This is a genomic window from Prosthecobacter fluviatilis (assembly GCF_055388355.1).
Genome location: NZ_AP043782.1, coordinates 2050516 through 2069607, shown reverse-complemented (window position 1 = coordinate 2069607; position 19092 = coordinate 2050516). Strand labels below are relative to the sequence as shown.

Sequence of the window (19092 nt, the reverse complement as noted above, 5' to 3'; positions counted from 1 at the left end):
GCGCGCTGCCTCCTACTGAGGATACGCTGCATCTCCGGGCGGGGGCCTCCTGTCTGCAGGCTTACCCTTCGACGGGGCATGGAGCGGCTGCGCTGATGGAGCCGTGGTTTTTTCCACGGTTTTCACCTCCACGTTCATCTGGCTCAGTGTCAGCGGTGCGCCCTCGGGGCGGTTTTCAAGGTTCTGCGCCGGGTCGTAGAGGTCCAGGCCCACGCTTTGCAGCATCCTACGGGCTTGGTCAGGCTGGTATTTTGTGGCACCGGCTATTTTCAACGTCCTGAGGCTGCCGTCCGGCTGCTGCACGTGCAGGGTGGGCTCGTAAACGACGCCGACACGAATGCCCTCCTCCGGATGCGGCTCCAGGTTGGCACGCTTGAAGACCGAGAAGTCCACATGCGAACCATACGGCACATGACGCGCCTGCTCGTGAGAGCCGATGCTGCTGAAGGCATTTTTTTCCGGGTGGTGCAAAATACCGTGCACATCCCGGTAGTAGCTGTGCGTGCGCTTGATGAGACCCTCGTTTTTCATGACCTCGTCCATCCAGGCCAGCGAGGTGCCTGCCATGTCGTTTGAGTCCTCATACCCGCCGCCGATGTCTGAATGTGCGCCGGGGAACCACACTTCGTAGACCTTGCATGAGGGATCGATCGGCGGGCCGACGATCAGCGGGTGGAACTGGCTGCGCTTCTCATCGAGGCTCAGCGCGTGCACGGTGAGCCGGATGTTTGGGTAGGGGCGCACCTTGTAGCGCTGCGGCCTGCCGGGGATGACTTCGCCATCGTTGCGCAGCTTGGTAAAGGGAAGCCCGGGCACTGTGTCCCAGATGCCCAGCAGCTGGATCGTGGGATCGTGAAACAGCCAGCCCTGGCAGAAGGGCTCTGCGTGCAGCCTGGCCTGGTTGGCCTTCAGGGTGTCATTCCAAACCTTCAGCGGGATGCTCTTCCCATCCTTGGGAGCGGGGTCGGTGAGGTGCAGGGCGCAGTAGTCATACACGGCGGTGGAGAGCGCCTTGAGCTTCTTCTCACGCAGCTTGTTCTGCGGCACGTCCTGGGTGAAGAGGTGCGAGGCGTCCGGCAGCCCGCAGTGCGCCATCATGCCCGCCAGCATGCGCGCCTCAAAGGCCCCGCGGCTGAAGCCAAAGATGTGGATCTTGTCCTTTGCGCCCGCATTCCAGTAGCGTGCCAGGAAAGCGTACGCATCGATCACGCGGTCCTTGATCCCCCAGCCAAAGGCCTTGCCCGTCAGAGTGCGCACACCCACGCCCTCCACGTAGATGCAGGGTGAGTGCGGGTCCTCCGCCACCGCCTGCTGCTCAAAGCTCCGCCGCACATTCGTGCGCGCCTGCCAGTTGTTGGATGTGCCGTCAAAGAAGACATTGATCTGCTTGGGCTCGTTCTGCTCCTCCGGGGCGTAGCGTCGGGGCGTGGCCGGGTTGGGCGCATACTGCACATTAAAGCGGTAGAGCTGGCAGCCTGTGAGAGACACTGCGACCAGCGCCGCCGCCATGCCTGCCATCAGGTGGGTGCGGCATGCCCTGTCAGAAAGATTTTTGAAAATCATGCGCCGTTTGTCCCGGGGAATGCCGGAGATGTCAACTCATTGCTGGGAGAGCTGATTTTTCAACGGCTCCGTGTCAGCCAGCCCAGACAGGCGAAATCCAAAGCTAAATCATTCGCAGCCGGTTTCCATAGGCTGCCGGGGCTTCTGCCTTTTGTGGATTACCTACGTCTCTGAACATTGACCATAAATTATTATGTAAAAATGATTCCCTGGAATTTTTGCGTTTACTTTCTCGTCTTGCAGAAATAAGACATGGTTAAAACAAGTCTTAACTTAAGACGTAAACTTATGCCTAAATACTGGATGATCAGCAACCGGCTCTTCCGCCAGGGGCAGCCAACTCACGAGATCGGCAAAGTGAGCTACTGGACCACCGACGACGACAAGGCGGACACCATCGACAAATGGACCTCCGTTTCCGCCGCCGCCTTTGAGACACAGCTCAAGCAGGCCGCGCTGGCTTTTCCCCTCGTCTCGCAGGCCACGGCCGCCGCCTTTACCGCGCAGAGCGGCCAGCCGGCGGATGCCATGCCCATGCTCAGCCAGATGGCCGCGCACCAGGAGCAGAAGCACGTGGGCTTCTTCATTCACGGCTACAACAATGGCTTTACCGACGCTGCCCAGCGCTACCAGCAGCTCACGCGGGACATCTACGCCGGACCGGACGGCCTCGGCCTCTGCATCTCCTTTGACTGGCCCTCCCTCGGCAGCATCCTCGGCTATCTGCCGGACCGCGACCATGCCCAGGCCTGCGCCGCCGATTTTACCGACATCCTGAGCCGCCTGCACGACTGGCTGCTGATCAAGCAGAAGGATGCGCAGAACGACCCAGCGGATGCCTGCCGCGCGAAGATCTCCATCATCGCTCACAGCATGGGCAATTTCCTCCTGCACCGTGCCATGGGCGCGTGCTGGAAGCGGCAGAACCAGCCACTGGCTGTCTCCCTGGTGAACCAGATCCTCATGGTGGCCGCCGATGTGGACAACGACCTCTTTGAGCCCGGCTGCCAGGACAGCGCAGATGGGGCCGCTCTCGCCAATCTCACCTACCGTGTCACCGCCCTGTACACCGGACGCGACAGCGTGCTGGGCGCGTCGTCCGGGCTCAAGCACTTTGGCACCCGCCGCCTGGGCCGCAGCGGTCTGGCCGTGCGCCCGCCTACCGACAGCGTCAGCGGCCGTGTGGACAATGTGTGGGACGTGGACTGCTCCACCTTCTTCCCTGCGCAGTATGACAGCATCCCGCTCATCGACGGCATCCCGATCCACGGCGCGTACTTTGTGTATCCGGGCACCGTCACGCTCATGAAGGAGATTCTCAAAGGCATAGACCGCAGCGCCCTCGATGCCCGTGGCCTGCTCAAAGGAAACGCCTGGCCCCAGAAGTAGCTCCTCACACGCCCAGCGTCCACGCCATGCGCGAGGACGGGGAAAAAATCAGATCACCGACCTCACACACACCAAGATACCATGAAAAAGCCACTGCCCATCGCTGTGCTCGTCCTCATTGCAGGCGCGCTCTTTTACTTCCGGTACTCCGCCGGACACATCATCGCCACAGGCACGCCAGTGGAGAACTCCAAGGACAACGCGATCAATCTGGAGCAGGGCTGGTCCGTCCGCACGCAGCAGGCCTACTACTTCACCAATCAGGGCTCGCGCATTCTGCCGTATGAATGGTTTCTCGCGCTCGAAATGCCCGACAGCCAGGCCCTTTTCCGAGGTGATGACAACATGCGCGCCCTGCGCTACCTGCCCACCGGCCCCGACTCCAAATGGAACCCCGACGGGCTCCCCGTCGGCTTTGTGCGCGGGGTCGATGAAAAGAAGCAGGCCTGGCTCGGCATGACCTGCGCGGCGTGCCACACCGGCCAGATCGCCTACAACGGCACGACCATCCGCATCGATGGCGGGCAGACCATCGCCGATGTGGACGCCTTTGACCTCAACCTGGTGGCCGCGATGAAAAAGACCGCCGAGGACGAGGAGAAATTCACCCGGTTTGCCACCGCCGTGCTGGGCCAAAGCGCAACGACCGAGGGCAAGACCGCGCTGCGCGACGCCCTCAAAAAGCGCACCGCCGCACTCAACGACCGCAATGTGGCCAACCACTACCAGAGCCCCAACATGCCCCAGTACGGCTACGGTCGCACAGACGCCATCGGCCAGATCTTCAACAAGGTGCTCGTCCACATGAACAACATGCCGGACAACGCCCTGGCCTCAGACGCCCCGGTTAGCTACCCGTTCCTCTGGGGCACCCACCAGTCTGACGTGGTGCAGTGGACCGGCTTTGCCCCGAATGGCCCGCTGAACATCGGCTCCCTCATCCGCAACGGCGGCGAAGTCCTGGGTGTGTATGGAGAGATGGAGATCCCCGACGACAAACAAGCCCACAAATACAAGTCCTCCATCATCGTCGAAAACATCGGCCTTCTGGAGCAGTGGGTCGCCACTCTGCGCTCTCCGCAGTGGCCGGAGAAAATCCTTCCGCCCATCGACAAGGCTCTCGCTGAAAAAGGCCGCGTCCATTACGACAAGCACTGCGCTTCCTGCCACGCCGTCGTCACCCGCGAAAACGAAGGCATGAACTACAAGTCCGTCCTCGTGGACATCGAGAAAGTCGGCACGGACTCCCGCGAGTACGACAACATGATCAAGCTGCGCAAGGCTGGCAAATTCGCCGGGCGCAAGCAGGCTGGCGTCGTGGGCAATGAAATCCCAGCGGAAACGAACGGCCTCGATCCCCTCATCAACTCCGTCGTCGGCGGCCTGCTGGAACACCCGCTGGAGTCCATCAAGGCCAACATCACCATCGCCAAGGGAGAGATCACGGCGGAGACCATCGACGCTGCGGCCAAGAGCTATGTGCCCGGCGCACCGGGAGAGGACAACACCAGCGTGCTTGACCGCATTTTTGCCGACTTCAACCAGCGCCGGGAAAACCTCCGCACCAATCCCGTGGTCAACACGAGCCTGCCCATGGCGCCCAAGAAGTACAAGGCGCGTCCGCTCACCGGCATCTGGGCCACACCGCCCTACCTGCACAACGGCTCCGTCCCCAACCTCAAGGAAATGCTGCTCCCCGCCGCACAGCGCTCCAAGACCTTCCACCTCGGCACCCGCGAGTATGACCCCGTGAACGCAGGCTACAAGGACATGCCCGAATTTGACGGCAAGCCCTCCTTCACCTTTGACACAGCCCTCCCGGGCAATTCCAACGCCGGCCACGAATATGGCACAGCCGAACTCAACGACGACCAGCGCAAAGAACTGCTCGAATACCTCAAGAGTCTCTGAGGCAGCGGGGCAGGGGCAAAGCTCAAAAATAAAAGCTCAAAGATAAACACCACCGCTCCGCCCATCCATCATGGCGTGGTCCGCACACTGCGTGTGCGGACTCCAGCGCCCTCAACAGCTCAACCATCCAGCGCCCCACCCCAATTTTCAGTTCTCAGTTTTCAATTCGCAGTTTGCAGTCCCGCACGCTCCCGCATTCACCCATCGCCCGCGCATTGATCGAGCAGGAGGACGAGGACGAATCCAGAACGACGAGCCACACCGCCCCCCACTTATACTCTCACGCGCTCCTATGAAACTCAAGCCCGCCACCGCACTCACCCTCGCCGCCGCCGCCTGCGTCGTCTCCTGCTCCATCGTAGCTCCCATTGACCGCCTGCATCCCAAGGGCTCGCAGGCCTTCCTCAAAGACTACGACCGCCAGTGGCTGGAGGTGCTCAAGCTCAAGACTCTCTTCAGCTGGCTGCAGGACAACTCCATCGAGACCTTCAAGGAGATGCGCGCCCATCGGCCCACCATCACCACCGCACCTGTGCCCACCAAGGCCGGGCTCAAGTTCACCTCCACGGTGCTCGTCGCCAACCGCAAGGACGTCGTCGAAGTGCTCGACAACTGGGACACCTTCAGCGTGCGCCTGTATGGCTCCAAGATGGACGACTGCATGGGGGCCTTCATGCTTGGGCGGGATCACACACGCTACAACCTCGTGGAGAAGCCCTACATGCGGCATCTTATGTCGCCTGCCGACTTCCCGCGCATCAGGAGCCAGGTCGTCTCCCTCGCGCACAAGGCCATCGCCGAAGGTACGCAGACCACCACGGACAAGAGCGGCAAGGCCATCGGCCGCATCGAGATCGTGAACAAAGTGGCCCGTCGCGTGCCCATCCTGCTCACCGGCACCTATGGCGGCTTCCCCGGGCCGGACGAGGCATCGATGTTCCGTTGGTCACGCGCCACGCAGGCCGACTTCTTTAAAAACATCAAGGCCGAGCCTCCCATCCACGCCGATGCCATCCGCGCCGGCCACGAGATGACCGCCTACATCGGCGGCCTCATTCAGGAGAAACGCGTGCTCCTCACCAAGAACCCCGGTGCTGAGGACACCATCCTCGCGCGCATGCTCAAAGAAGGCACCAACAAGGTCCAGGGCATCACGGACGACCGCATGATCATCCTCACCGCCGGCCTGCTGATCGGTGCCGGAGAGACCACCCAGGCCGCCGTGTGCAAATGCCTCGCCGAGCTTTTCACCCGCCCCACGGAACTGCAGGGCGCCATCAAGGCCGCACGCGAAAACAACGACGACCTCCTCGGCCGCTATGTCTGGGAGGCCCTGCGCTTCCGCCCGGGCAACTCCGTCCTCCCACGCTACGCCGAGCAGGACTACGTCCTGGCCAAAGGCACCCCGCGCGAAACCAAGATCGCCAAAGGCTCACTCGTGCTGGCTGGGACGCAGTCCGCCATGTTTGACGAGACCTTTGTCAAAAATCCCGAGGAGTTCCGCCTCGACCGTCCGCAGAGCATGTACATGATCCTCGGCTACGGCTGGCACCGCTGCCTGGGAGACCACATCAGCCTCATCCAGGTGCCGCAGATCATCAAAGCCCTGCTGCTCAAGAAAAACCTCCGCCCGGCTCCTGGCAAAGACGGCGAGATCAATCAAAAAGGCGGCCCATTCCCAGAGCAGTACATCCTCGAATACGACCTAGACTAAAGCAGCCCAACTGATGTGCGGCTGGAACCACCTCCCTGAATCATTCCTCCGCACCTCATTGTTTTCCGGCCAACCACCACGGAGCAGCCAGCTTCCGCTTCATGATCTGGGACGAGTTTGAGCGGGTGGACGACACCTGTCCATCCACACACTCTCCACCACCTGCACACCTTATGGACCTTTACGCCTCTGCCTTCAAAATCTGCAATTTCTATGTTGCGCCCTTCTGGCTTAGCATGGTCTTTCTCCCACGCTGGAAAGGCACCGAGAAGCTCATGCGCCCGCTGTGGCCCATCTTTCTCATCTGCCTGCCCTATGCGCTGCTGAACATCCCGTACTACCTCACCAACCTGCCCATTTTCGCGCGCGGAAACTTTGTCGAGATCACCAAGCTCTTCGCCGATCCCCACTGCGTTGCGCTCGCGTGGATTCACTTCCTGGGAGTCGATCTCTTCGTCGGCCGCTGGATCCACTTTGACAGTCTGGAACGTGGCTACAACCGCTGGCTCGTCGCGCCCTGCCTGCTGCTCACCCTGTTGGTCGGTCCCACGGGCACCTGCGCCTACCTGCTTCTGCGTGCACTCAAAGCTCCATCGGCGCCTTCGCAGGCTGTCTGATAACAAGGGGGGCTTTTACGCCAGCATCTGCTTGATCACGTGGCCTTCGACGTTGGTGAGGCGGCGCTGGACGCCGTTGTGTTCGAAGGTGAGGCGCTCGTGATCGAGGCCGAGGAGGTGCAGTATTGTGGCGTTGAAGTCGTAGAGGGGATGGATGTCCTTCACGGCTTTCTGGCCGAGGTCATCGCACTCGCCTGTGCTGACGCCGGGCTTCACGCCTGCGCCGGTCATCCAGCAGGTGAAGCCATCGGGATTGTGGTCGCGTCCTTTGGCGCCTTTTTGGAAGAAGGGCATGCGGCCGAATTCGGTGCACCAGACGACGAGGGTATCGTCGAGCAGACCTCGGGCTTTGAGGTCGCGAATGAGCGCAGCGGCGGGCTGGTCGAGGATGGAGGCGTGAACGTCATACTGCTCCTTGAGGGCGTTGTGGCCGTCCCAGTTGAGCTTGCCGCCGCTGGCGTAGGCTCCGTTGAAAAGCTGCACAAAGCGCACGCCTTTTTCGATGAGGCGGCGGGCGAGGATGCAGTTTTTGGCAAAGGCGGCTTTGTCGGCGTTTTGGGTGTCGTCGGCTCCGTAGAGCTTGAGGATTTGCGCAGGCTCGGTGCTAATGTCGCTGATTTCTGGGACGCTGAGCTGCATGCGCGCAGCGAGCTCGTAGCTGGCGATGCGTGCGGCGAGTTTGCCATCGCCGGGATGGGCGGCGAGGTGGCGGGCATTCATGCGCTGAAGCAGGGAGCGTGCGGCCTGATCTGAAGCGGGAGTGATGCCGGGGGCGGCGAGGTGGCGCACGGGGGCCTTGGAGCTCATCGTGGTGCCTTGAAAGGCGGCGGGGAGAAAGCCGGGACCCCAGTTGTTGGCACCGTTTTGCGGCACGCCGCGAGGATCGGGGATGGCGACGTAGGAGGGCAGATCCTGGTTCTCGCTGCCGAGCGCGTAGGTGGTCCAGGCGCCGAGGGAGGGAAAGCCGTCGAGGTTGAAGCCAGTGGAGAGGAAGTTTTCGGCGGGGCCGTGGGTGTTGGACTTGCTGGTGAGCGAATGGACGAAGGCGATGTCGTCGGTGAGCTCCGCGAGATGCGGGATCATGTCGCTGACCCATTTGCCGGTCTGGCCGCGCTGGCGGAAGGTGTATTGCGGGCGGGCGAGATTGCCAGCGGGCCCTTGGAAGGTGACGGCGGGTCCGCCAGGGAGAGGCTTGTCGTCCCACTTGATGAGCTCGGGCTTGTAGTCCCAGGTTTCGAGCTGGCTGACGGCACCCGCGCAGAAGATGACGACGACGTTTTTGGCCTTCGCAGGGAAATGCGGCTGGCGTGGGGCGTAGGGGCGCGCGGGGTCGATGATGGGGCCGTTTGACTGAGCTGCCAGCAGGCCATCGAGGCCGAGGAGGTTGGTCAATGCGACCGAGCCGAGAGCCGTGGCGCTGCTGGAGAGAAAGCGGCGGCGGTCGAGCAGGTGATGGCCTGCAGGGGAGAGGTGTTCGGCGTGGGGGCTCATGGCACAAAGAGAAACTCGTTGCTGTTGAAGAGGGCGCGGCAGAGGGCGGTGAGGCCGTGTTCGCGGACGAGAGGCGTGGTGTCGGCGAGTTCCTCGGGAGTGGGCACGCGACTGAAGGCGAGGCGGTAGGCGTGGGTGATTTGATTTGCGAGATCGGGACCGGCTTCTTTTTTGGCGCGTTCAGCAAAGGCGGTGCTTTGCACGAGGGTGAAGCGGCTGTTGAAGAGATTGAGGGCCTGGATGGGCGTGGTGCTTTCGATGCGGCGGGCGGTGCTCTGGCCGGCATCCGGGCAGTCAAAGGCGCCGAAGACGGTTTCGGGCTCGCGGCGTACCTTGTGCGCGTAGATCATGCGGCGCTCGTTTTCCGGGGTGAAGGTCTCAATGGGATCAAAGCCGCTGAGGCCGCCGCGCTGGTCGAAGAAGTTGAAGCCACGACCGAACATTTTCAGGTTCAGGCGACCGCTGACGGCGAGCATGGAGTCGCGAATGGATTCGGCTTCGATGCGGCGGGAAGGATAGCGCCAGAGGTAGCGGACGTCGGCGTCGAGAAGGGGGCCTTCATTTATGATTTTTGATTTATGATTTATGATTTTGTCTTGAGGCGCGCTGGCTGATGGAGGCGTTGCCAAGTCGTGAGTCTGACTTGATTGCCCATAGGTCTCTGAGAGCATGATCAGCCGGTGCATGTGCTTCACGCTCCAGCCGCTGCGGATGAATTCGGCGGCGAGCCAGTCGAGGAGTTCGGGGTGGGTGGGCTTCATGCCCATGTGGCCGAAGTCGCTGGCGGTCTGCACGAGGCCGGTGCCGAAGTGGCCCTGCCAGATGCGGTTGACCATGACGCGCGCGGTGAGCGGGTTTTGCGGGCTGGCGATCCAGTCGGCGAGCGCGCGGCGGCGCTGCTGCTCAGCGCTTTCTTTGGGCAGCGTCAATTGGCCGAGGGAGCTGAGCACGGCAGGAGTCACGGATTCCTTGGGCTGCTCGGGATCGCCGCGATTGAGGAGGTGGATGTCGTCGGGGGCGCGGAAGGTGCCGGCGAAGGCTTTCTGGGCGTTTTGTGCCTGAGCGATTTTTTTCTCGGCGGCGGCCTTTTCCTGGATCAGCGGTTTGGCGCGTTTGGTTTCTTCGGCGGTGAGGCCGCTGAGGGTGGGCTTGGTTTTCTTGTTCTGATTTTTGGGGTCAAACTTCTGGCGGTCGCTGGCATCGGCCACGGTGTGCCAGGTGCCGGTGGCATCAGATATTTCAATCTGGTAGTCGGTGGGGAGGCGGTCGGTGAACCTGCCTTCGCGGTCGCGGCCCCAGACGACGCGCTCGATGGTTTGCTCCTGCGGAAACTCCAGCTCCACCCAGCCCTGGCCAGGCTTGTTGGAGAGCCAGCTGCGCGAGTTGCCGTAGCGACCGTCGTTGAGAAAGCGCAGCTCGTGGCGCTCGGCCACGCCGATGTCGCCGGAGGATTTGCGCTGGGTGCCGAGGGTGGCGAGGGCAACGTTTTCTCCGGCGGTGTTGAAGACTTCCAGCTCATCGATGCAGGGCTCCAGATTGGTGGTGGCCTTGATGGTGAAGCGCACACGTTTTGTTTTCACCGGAGGAAAGCGGTCGGCGTTTTCGCGGGCATTGATCATGGGGCGCTCGGTCCCGGATTTGGCAAGAGGCACAAAGCGGGCGAGTTCTTTGTCGATCTCTGCGAGGCGTGCCTTGAGCTTCTTTTCCTCGGCGCGTGCGGCCTCGGCCTCGGGCGTGTGCAGGTCGCGGTCGGCGTATTCGACACCGGCAACAAAGGCCTGCATGGCGTAGTAGTCTTTGGCGGTGATGGGATCGAATTTGTGATCGTGGCAGCGCGCGCAGCCGATGCTGAGGCCGAGGAAGGTCTGGCCGAGATTCACCACGATCTCGTCAATGGAGTCCTGGCGTGCGAGGCGCTTGGAGGCATCGTCTTTGCCGATCTGGCCGGGCAGCAGGACGGAGGCGGTGACGAGGAAGCCGGTGGCGGCGTCCTGGCCCATGGCATCGCCGACGATCTGTTCTTTGATGAAGCGGTCGTAGGGCGTGTCGTAGTTGAAGGAGCGGATGACGTAGTCGCGGTAGGGCCAGGCGTTGGGGCGCTCGGTGTTTACCTCAAAGCCGTGAGTGTCGGCGTAGCGCACCACGTCGAGCCAGTGCTGGGCCCAGCGTTCGCCGTAGCGCTCGCTTTGGAGGAGGCGATCGACGAGATGCTGGATGCTGGATGCTCGATCCTGGATGAACTCTTTTTCGAAGGCGGTGGTTTCTTCGGGTGTTGGGGGCAGGCCGGTGAGATCGAAGGTGATGCGGCGGATGAGTGAGACGGGATCGGCGGGCGGGGAGCGGCGCAGATGCTTTTCGGCGAGCTTGGCGTCGATGAATTTATCGATGCTTTGCGCAGAACTTGAAACTTGGATGGGTTTGAAGGACCAGTGATCGAGGCGGTTTTCGAGTTTGGCGAGGTCGATGCCGTCGGGCCATGGGGCGCCTTCGTTGATCCAGGTGGTGAGAGTTTCGATCTCTTTGGAGGAGATTTTGCCTTTGGGTGGCATGAGCTCGTCTTCATCGTCGGTGATGATGAAGTGGATGAGGGGACTGTCCTTGGCCTTGCCGGAGATGATGTCGGGGGCGTGCTTGTCGCCGCCTTTGAAGGCTTCTGATTTGATGTCGAGCCGCAGGCCGGACTTCTGCTTTTTCTCGCCGTGGCAGCTGTAGCAGTGCTGCTGGAAAATGGGGCGTACATCGCGCACGAAATCGACGGCGGCGGCGAGAGCGGAGGAGGCGAGCAGGAATGAGAGGGCGAGCTTCATCAGCGGTAGGGATTGCCAGCGGCGTGGAGGGCGTGGATTTCGGCGTCGGTCATGGCGCGGCCCAGCAGGAGCAGCTCGTCCACGCGGCCGCTGAGCTTGCGGTCCTGCTGGTTCCAGTTGCCGATCTGCGCGGGGCCCAGACGCGCGGGGGGGGCGGTCTGCAGGCGGGTTTCGCTGTCGAACTGGCCGTTGAGGTAAAAGCGCGCGGTTTTCTGCGCGGAGTCATAGACAGCGGCGAGGTGAACCCAGCGGCCCTGCTCCGGCAGCACGCCCGTGCGGGAGTCGGGGTGGCCCTGGCGCTCGATGGAGCCTGGGGCAAGCACATTGCCGATGAGCGCGAGGCGCATGGTGGTGTCGCGATTGATGATCCAGTGCACCTGGCCGGGGTTGTTCTGGCTCCAGCCATCGGTGTGCAGCAGGGACTGGTAGGGAGCGCCGAGGCGGTCGATGCGGACCCAGGCGGCGAGCGTGAGCTGTGGCCAGTCGCGGCCGCCGCCGACATCGAGCTTCAAATGATCGCCCACATTCACAAACTCCGGCGCGTGAGAGCCCGGCCAGCGGCCCTGCACGCGGCGGTACACACCGGGCAGTTCCTCGGCGGATTCAAAGTCGAGCAGCGCGATGAGCGCGGGATCTTTGCGCAAAGCTGCGAGCGCACCCTCTGCCTGGGCACGCTGACCGGCGGCGAGGCCTGCGGTGAGGCCGGGCATTTCATCGGGCTGGATGAAGGCGGCGGAGCGCAGCTCGCGTGCGGTGCTGGCACCTGCGGCGAAGGTCACGGCATCGCCGCCGCGCAGGCTTTGCCTGTCATGCGCGCCGGAGGCCTTGGTGATGACCTCGCCCTGAAACACATGCACCTCCGCCGCGCCGCTGGTGGGCACGTCCACACCGAAGCGGGTGCCCAGATCCACGGCGTCTCCGGAAGGCGTGATGACGGTGAAGCCTTTCGCTGTGGGTGGCACATCGGCTGCCAAACGACCGCGCTTCATATGCAGACGCTGCGCGGACTCAAAATAGAACTCCGCCGGGGCCTCGATGACGATGCGAGCGCCGCGTGCGGTGACGAGTGAGACGCTGCCTGCGCGGATGTCGTGAGTTTCGCCACGCAGTTCCGCGCCATCGGCCAGCTCCTGCACACCGGCGGCTTTGGACACGGTGGCGTAGGTGCTGTGGGCCTGCTGCCAGAACCAGGCACCGAGCAGCAGGGAGATGCACGCTGCGGCGGCGGTGATCCAGCGGGGGGAAGCGGTGAGCCAGCGCGCAGGCTTTGGCCGCGCCGCCTTGGGTGTGGAGGTCCAATCTGCAGCCAGCGCCGCGAGAGCGGAGTCCACGTTGAGAAGTTCGGCGAATTCGCGGCGGGCTTCCGCGTCTGCCAGCAGCAGGGCATTGAGCTGCTGCATCTGCGGCGGGGTGATGCTGCCGCTGAGGTAGGCGGCCATGAGCTCTGCCTTCATGAGGCCACCTCCTCTGCCAAAACGCGGCGGATGCAGTCCAGCAGCTTCTGCCGCATGCGGTGCAGCCACTGGTAAAAACCGGGCACGCTGCGGCCGCTTCCTTGGGCCACTTCCTGGATACTGGACTCGGGCTGGTAGGCCTGCATGAGGAGGCCGCGCTGCTCTGCGGGCACCTTTTGCATGCAGTGCTCCAGGGCCTCGCGCTGGCGCTCCAGCACGGGCTCCAGGGCGGTGGTCTCCTCCGCGATCTTGGAGACGACTTCTTCATCCAGCACCAGGCGGTCGCGCCCGCGATCTCTCAGCCAGGCCAAGACCTCGTAGCGTGCCACGCCAAAGGCCCAGGGCTTGAAGTCTGCGCCTTCGGCCAGGGTGTCGAATTTCTCCCACAGCACGACGCTGATCTCCTGCATGATGTCGTCCGCGTCCGCGCGTGCGGGGACCAGCCGGCGCACATGGGCGCGTAGGGCGGGCTCGTGCGCGGTGAAGCTGCGCAGAAAGCGGCGGTGGCGTTCGTGTTCGGTGGGAGACATGCGGTGGGCATGGTTCTATCTCCACCAGACGCGAGCTTTTTACGCTCGAACGTGTTTTTTTTGCAGAACGGTGTGGCAGAACTGCAGGAGCTTGTCGCCGCTGTGCTCCCAGAGGAAGTCGCGATTGATGCGGGCGAAGGCGTTTTCGGCGATGGTTTTGCGCAGGGCGGGATCGTCCAGCAGGCGGAGAATGGCGGCGCTGAGAGCGGGGGCGTCATCGGCGAGGAGGAGCTCGCGCTCGTCTTCGAGATACAGTCCCTCCGCCCCGATGGTGGTGCTGACCACGGGCACGCCTGCTCCCATGGATTCGAGAATTTTGTGCCTGACGCCGCTCCCGGCCCGCAGCGGCACCACCTGCACGGTGCACTCGCGCAGGAGGGGCAGCACGGCAGGGACGGTGCCGGTGATTTCGATGCCCGTATGCGAGGCGGCGAGCTGGTAGAAGGAGGGCGGCGGCTTGTGCCCGATGACGCGGAAACGCACGTCAGGGCGTGTCTTGCGGACGAGGGGCAGCACCTCCTGCATGAACCAGATGGCGGCGTCGGTGTTGGGCGGCCAGTTCATGGCGCCCACAAAAGCGATCCAAGGGGCGGGCTGCTGCTGGAGGACGGCAGGCGGGGGCTCGCTCTGGCTGGGAGGGGTGCCGGGGAGTACACTGCCCAGCACATGCGGGAGGCGGAAGACCTCGCGGTAGCAGTCGGCGTCGTAGGTGGAGTTGGTCAGCACGGCGTCAAAGAGCTGGCAGAGCCGCGGCTCCTGCCGCCGCATGCGGCGGGTCATCTCCTGGTAGAAGAGCCACATGAAGGGATTGCGCTGGAGCTGCGTCATGCGCTTCCAGATGCTGGCCTCCACATTGTGCTGGAGCAGGATGGAGGGCACGCGGCGTTCTGCTTTCCAGCCTTCAAAAGCAGGCGCCACGACCAGCTCATCTGCAATAACGAGGTCAAACTGGCCGCTCAGCACGCGCTCCCGCACGCGCTGCTTGAACTCCGCGTTTTCAAAGAAGGCGTGGATGAAGGGCCTGCGCGAGGCGAAGAGATTGCGCAGCACCGGCCCGATGTAATGCAAGAAGCGGCGCGGCGACCAGTCGCCCAGAAGCCGGGCATGGACGCACTCCAGCTTGTGCGCATAGGGCACGGAGTCCGGCGTCTCTTGCTCCTCGCGGCGGAGCTCCAGGGCATGCACATGGCAGTGCTTTACCAGATGCATGAGCAGGTGGTAGGAGTAGATGACCCCGCCGGAGGTCAGTGGCAGGCAGCCCCCGGCGCGAATCCATAAAATGCGGAGACGAGCGGGGCCTGGCGAGGAGAGCGGGGGCATGGGAGTCCCTATCAAGACACACGATCAGGTAAAGCGGGCTTCCAAAGGGGAGAGACAAAATTTTTACTTCCCGAAGTATAAAGAAAGGTTTATTATCAAGGAATTACGCCTTTGAGGTGTTCATCTGTCACGCCCAGCGCATGCCGCCTTTTGTCATTCAAGAACGTTATTCAGGTCGCAGAAACGACCTCTCGCCGCTGATGGAGTGCGATGAACTGCTGCGGGGAATGATCGCCAGCGGAGGGCCGGTGCCCAATGACTATGCGCATGTGAACCGCGCCCTGCGGCATCTGGGAGATGCGGTGCGCGCCGGGCTTGTGTCCCGAGAAGATGTGCTCAGCTACGCGCACGACATCACCAGCCGCCACCTGGAGGGCACCATGCAGGCCCGGGCGCTGGGGAAGAAATACGGCTACAGCGGCGACTTTGAGATCATCGAGGCCATCTACACGCTGCAGATCGCGCAGGAGCCGCATCTGAGGCGGTGGGACCTGTATTTCCACTCCCAGGCGGCCCCGAATGCGGTGCGCAACCGCAAGGCCTACTTTCATCAGCTGCTGCATTCGCACTCCGCCGGGCGCACCAAGGTGCCGCTGAATGTGCTGAACGTGGCCAGCGGTCCGGCCCGGGACGTGCGTGAGTGGGTGCTGGACAATCCCGAGTGCGAGGTGTTTTTCGACTGCGTGGACGCCGAGATCCACGCCATCGAGCGGGCGAAGAAGCTGTGCGCGCCCTTTGGCAAGCGGGTGGAGTTTTACCACCGCAATGTGCTGCGCTTTCTGCCTGCCAGGGGGTATGAGCTGGTGTGGTCTGCCGGGCTGTTTGACTACCTCACGGACCGCACGTTTGTGTTTCTGCTCAAGGCGCTGATGGCCGTGACGAAACGCGGCGGTGAGGTGGTGGTGGGGAATTTCTCCGACTACAACCCCAGCCGCGACTACATGGAGCTGCTGGGAGACTGGGTGCTGCACCACCGCACGCGGGACCACCTGCGTGCCCTGGCGCTGGAGGCGGGGGCGGCTGCGGACTCCATCGAGGTGATGTGGGAGCCGGAAGGCGTGAACCTGTTTTTGCATATCCGGCGGTAAAGGGGGGGCTGACCGAAGCTGCTGCGGCAGGAAACAATGTCATCAAATCGGGCTGGGCACCGTCTGCCGGAATCAGACCAACCAGAAGAACGCGATGGCGATGCCGGTCGGCAGCAGGGCGCCGAGGAAGAGCCGCAGGGGGCTGATGCCTTCGTTGCTGAAGGCTTTGGAGCTTTGCAGGATGCCGATGCCGGCGGGATTGGGCGCATTGGCGATGACGGTGAGGCCGCCGCCTGTGACGGCTCCGGCAACGAGGGCATACTGGAGCTTTGGCGAGATGCCTTCGACGAGGGAGCCGAGATAAGTCAGGGCGGCATTGTCGGTGAGGGCGGTGAGACCGGTGGCACCGAAGTACATGCTGGCACCATCGAGCCCGGCAATGAGGGGCTGAAGCCACCAGGACTGCAGCGAGCCGAGCGTGACCAGTCCGGCGAGGAAGTAGCCGACGAGGAGGCCTTCACGCAGGCGCAACTGGTCCTGGTATTCCTGCGTGGCGCTGACGATGCCGAGGAAAAGCATGAACACGCCAAAAAAGACGTCCGGATGATGTGCAAATAGGACGACGAGGGCCAGGAAGACGACATGCAGGGCTGTGAGCCATGCGGGCAGGGGGCGCACGGGCTGCTCCAGCACTGCCACACGTCCCAGCTCGGCACGGTAGATAAAGGTGACAAGCGCGGTGGCGACGATGCAACTGGCGATGGCGCGCCAGCCAAAGTGGGAGAGCATGAACCAGGTGTCCCACTGCCACTTGGAAGCGACCATGAGCACAGGTGGCGCGGCAAAGTGCGTGAGGGTGCCGCCGATGGAGATGTTGACGAACAGCAGGCCGAGCGTGGCATAGGCGAGGCCCGGGCCGATGCCGCAGTCGAAGTAACGGCGCTTGAGGAGGATGGCGATCAGCGTCATGGCCGCAGGCTCGGTGATGAAGGAACCAAGCAAGGTGCCGAAGGACAGGGCGGCGAAGTAGTAGGCCACGCTGGTCTTTAATGGCAGCAGGCGTGCGAGGCCAGTGATGCAAGCCTCCGCCAGCTGCACCACAGGGCGTGTGGCCGCCACGACCATGACGACGAAGACAAACTTGGGCTCCGTGAAATTCAGCCCGTCGATGTATGCCACGGCGTCATGAAGGGAGTGCTTCATGGCGATGATTCCGGCGAAGAGCGCCGCTCCCCAAAGGCCGAAGACCACCTCGGTCTCGGCCAGGAAATGGAGGATATTCTCCATGATGGAGCCTTCCGGATACCGCGCGGCCCAGTGGGCGAAGCGCTTGACTGCAAAAGTATGCAGAACAGCGAGGGCAAAGAGTGAGGTGGCGAGGATTTCGACGTGGGTAGCGGTCATGCTGTGGGTCTTTCAGGCTTTGGCAGATGAGGGCAAACAAGCAGTAACTGGCGCAACCGGTTTTGTCGTACATTACTGCGCAATGGGCGGCAGACGGGACGGCTGGACTGCCGGGAGCTTTATGATTTGTGAACGTGCCGCCAACCGCATAAGCTGGACAGGTGACCATGTGGATGACTTTTCCAAAAACAGCGCCGGTCAGGTGGATGGCGGCCTTTCTTTGCCTAGCGATGGCCAATGCCAAGGCGCAGCCGACGGCGGCAGCAACCGGGGGAAATGGGCGCTCTGAGGTCGCGCTGAGCGCACTGGCCGAATCGTTTCGGCAGGTGGACGAGGAGATGAAGGCTGTGCGTGCGCTGCTGAAGGCGAAGCTGCCCGAGGATGAAGAGACCAGACTGCAAGAGCGGGCGCTGGGGCTTAGCGCCAAGCGGGAAGCCCTGATGAAGGATCTGGAGCGGGTGGCGACGGGAGTCGAGCCGCAAACATTTGCCGCGCCTGAGGGGCTGGAACTGAACCTGCAGCAGGAGACGCGTGAGCTGCTGCTGCCCATCATCCAGGAGCTCAGGCAGCTCACCGCTTCGCCACGGGAGGTGGAAGGTTTGCGCCGGCAACTGGCGGCCTTGCAGCAGCGTCAGCAACTGGCCAGCACGGCGCAGAAAAATCTGGAGGGGCAGATGAAGCTGGCGACGGACCCGACTCTCAAACCGCTGCTGGGTGAGCTGCTGATACAGTGGAAGAAACGGCAGAATGACGTGGAGACGGAGCTGGCCGTGGCCGAGTTTAAGCTGGAGGAGCTGGAGGTGAAACGCGGCGGCACGCTCGGGACACTGAGGGATGTGGCTGCGGGCTTTGTCCGGCAACGCGGAAGAAACCTGATGCTGGCCTGCTTGATCAGCCTGCTGATTTTTGGAGGCATGCGCCTGCTCTGGAGGCGCCTGAGCAGGCTGCCCGCACTGAAGCGCAAGAACCGCTCATTCAGTGTACGCGTCGCGGCGGTGGGCTATCATGGCCTGAGCCTGCTGCTCTCGGTGTTTGCGGTGCTGCTGGTTTTTTACCTGGCGGGCGACTGGGTGCTGCTGGGGCTGGCGGTGATGTTCCTCATCGGCATAGCTTGGACGGGAAAGCAGACGCTGCCGGTGGTCTATGAGCAGGTGAAACTGCTGCTGAATCTGGGCTCTGTGCGAGAGGGAGAGCGGGTGGTTTACAACGGGCTGCCATGGGAGGTGCGGAGCGTGGGTGTCTTTTCAGAGCTGCGCAACCCGGCGCTGGACGGCGGGCACATCCGGCTGCCGCTGCGTGAGCTGACGACGCTGGTCTCCCGGCCTGACGAGGATGAGTCCTGGTTTCCGTGTGCGACCGATGAATGGGTGTGCCTGAGCGATGGCACGCACGGCAAAGTGGTGACGCAAACTCCGGACTGGGTGCAACTGGTGCTGCTGGGGGGCAGCCGCCGCACGTACCCGACCCAGATGTTTCTGAAGCTGTGCCCGGAAAATCTCACGAAGAGCTTCCGTGTCCGCACCATCTTCGGCATTGATTACCGCCATCAGGGCATCAGCACCACCGAGGTGCCGCAGAAGCTCAGGGCGCACCTTGAGCGCGAACTGCGCAGCCTCATCGGCGTGGAGCATCTCAAAAACGTGAGCGTGGAGCTGTCTGAGGCGGGAAAATCTTCGCTGAACTACACGGTTCTTGCAGATTTTTCAGGCGAGGTGGCGCAGCGGTACTCCTCGCTGAAACGTGCGATCCAGAGACTGTGTGTGGACGCCTGCAATCTGAACAGCTGGAATCTGCCGTACAACCAGCTCACGCTGCACAAGGGAGAGCCTGCCTTGGCATGAAAAAGCTGCTCCCACCCGCTGGG

At 62.7% G+C, this 19092-nt stretch carries 13 protein-coding genes; 6 read left to right on the top strand and 7 right to left on the bottom strand.

Going from position 1 to position 19092, the window contains the following annotated elements; all coding sequences use genetic code 11:
* Window positions 1–12: 12 nt before the first annotated feature.
* Window positions 13–1563, bottom strand: a complete 1551-nt coding sequence (locus tag ACZ5WW_RS07985) for a phospholipase effector Tle1 domain-containing protein (protein ID WP_377165402.1) — start codon at window positions 1561–1563, stop codon at window positions 13–15.
* Window positions 1564–1851: 288 nt separating this feature from the next.
* Between ACZ5WW_RS07985 and ACZ5WW_RS07980 the strand changes: the two genes are divergently transcribed.
* The 4 genes from ACZ5WW_RS07980 (at window position 1852) to ACZ5WW_RS07965 (ending at window position 7194) form a co-directional block, all read left to right on the top strand.
* Window positions 1852–2952: an alpha/beta hydrolase gene (locus tag ACZ5WW_RS07980; RefSeq protein ID WP_377165404.1), complete on the top strand. Its 1101-nt coding sequence runs from the start codon at window positions 1852–1854 to the stop codon at window positions 2950–2952.
* Window positions 2953–3033: 81 nt separating this feature from the next.
* On the top strand, window positions 3034–4863 hold the full coding sequence (locus ACZ5WW_RS07975) for a di-heme-cytochrome C peroxidase (protein WP_377165406.1): 1830 nt from the start codon (window positions 3034–3036) through the stop codon (window positions 4861–4863).
* Window positions 4864–5155: 292 nt separating this feature from the next.
* The gene (locus ACZ5WW_RS07970; RefSeq protein ID WP_377165408.1) at window positions 5156–6577 is read left to right on the top strand and encodes a cytochrome P450; all 1422 of its coding nucleotides are present in this window, start codon (window positions 5156–5158) and stop codon (window positions 6575–6577) included.
* Between the two features lie 173 nt (window positions 6578–6750).
* On the top strand, window positions 6751–7194 hold the full coding sequence (locus tag ACZ5WW_RS07965) for an ABA4-like family protein (RefSeq protein WP_377165410.1): 444 nt from the start codon (window positions 6751–6753) through the stop codon (window positions 7192–7194).
* Window positions 7195–7209: 15 nt separating this feature from the next.
* On the opposite strand, the gene ACZ5WW_RS07960 is transcribed toward ACZ5WW_RS07965, so the two are convergent.
* From ACZ5WW_RS07960 to ACZ5WW_RS07940, 5 genes are read right to left on the bottom strand one after another with little or no spacing between them, the layout of a single operon-like run.
* Entirely contained in the window at window positions 7210–8685 is a 1476-nt protein-coding gene (locus ACZ5WW_RS07960; RefSeq protein WP_377165412.1) for a DUF1501 domain-containing protein, read from the bottom strand.
* Entirely contained in the window at window positions 8682–11492 is a 2811-nt protein-coding gene (locus ACZ5WW_RS07955; protein WP_377165414.1) for a DUF1553 domain-containing protein, read from the bottom strand. The genes ACZ5WW_RS07960 and ACZ5WW_RS07955 overlap by 4 nt, the downstream gene beginning before the upstream one ends.
* Entirely contained in the window at window positions 11492–12946 is a 1455-nt protein-coding gene (locus ACZ5WW_RS07950; RefSeq protein WP_377165416.1) for a LamG-like jellyroll fold domain-containing protein, read from the bottom strand. Before ACZ5WW_RS07950 ends, ACZ5WW_RS07955 begins: the two co-directional genes overlap by 1 nt.
* Complete coding sequence (locus tag ACZ5WW_RS07945) at window positions 12943–13476, bottom strand: sigma-70 family RNA polymerase sigma factor (protein WP_377165419.1); 534 nt, start codon at window positions 13474–13476, stop codon at window positions 12943–12945. The genes ACZ5WW_RS07950 and ACZ5WW_RS07945 overlap by 4 nt, the downstream gene beginning before the upstream one ends.
* 39 nt (window positions 13477–13515) lie before the next feature.
* A complete protein-coding gene (locus ACZ5WW_RS07940) occupies window positions 13516–14796 on the bottom strand; it encodes a glycosyltransferase (protein WP_377165421.1) in 1281 nt (426 codons plus the stop codon).
* A gap of 140 nt (window positions 14797–14936) precedes the next feature.
* On the opposite strand from ACZ5WW_RS07940, the gene ACZ5WW_RS07935 reads away from it, so the two are divergent.
* Window positions 14937–15884: a class I SAM-dependent methyltransferase gene (locus ACZ5WW_RS07935; protein WP_377165424.1), complete on the top strand. Its 948-nt coding sequence runs from the start codon at window positions 14937–14939 to the stop codon at window positions 15882–15884.
* Between the two features lie 72 nt (window positions 15885–15956).
* Here ACZ5WW_RS07935 and ACZ5WW_RS07930 read toward each other — a convergent pair whose 3' ends face one another.
* On the bottom strand, window positions 15957–17228 hold the full coding sequence (locus tag ACZ5WW_RS07930) for a putative Na+/H+ antiporter (protein WP_377165426.1): 1272 nt from the start codon (window positions 17226–17228) through the stop codon (window positions 15957–15959).
* Window positions 17229–17401: 173 nt separating this feature from the next.
* On the opposite strand from ACZ5WW_RS07930, the gene ACZ5WW_RS07925 reads away from it, so the two are divergent.
* Window positions 17402–19069 (top strand): hypothetical protein, encoded by a 1668-nt coding sequence (locus ACZ5WW_RS07925; protein WP_377165428.1) that lies wholly within the window; start codon window positions 17402–17404, stop codon window positions 19067–19069.
* The last annotated feature ends 23 nt before the right edge of the window (window positions 19070–19092 follow it).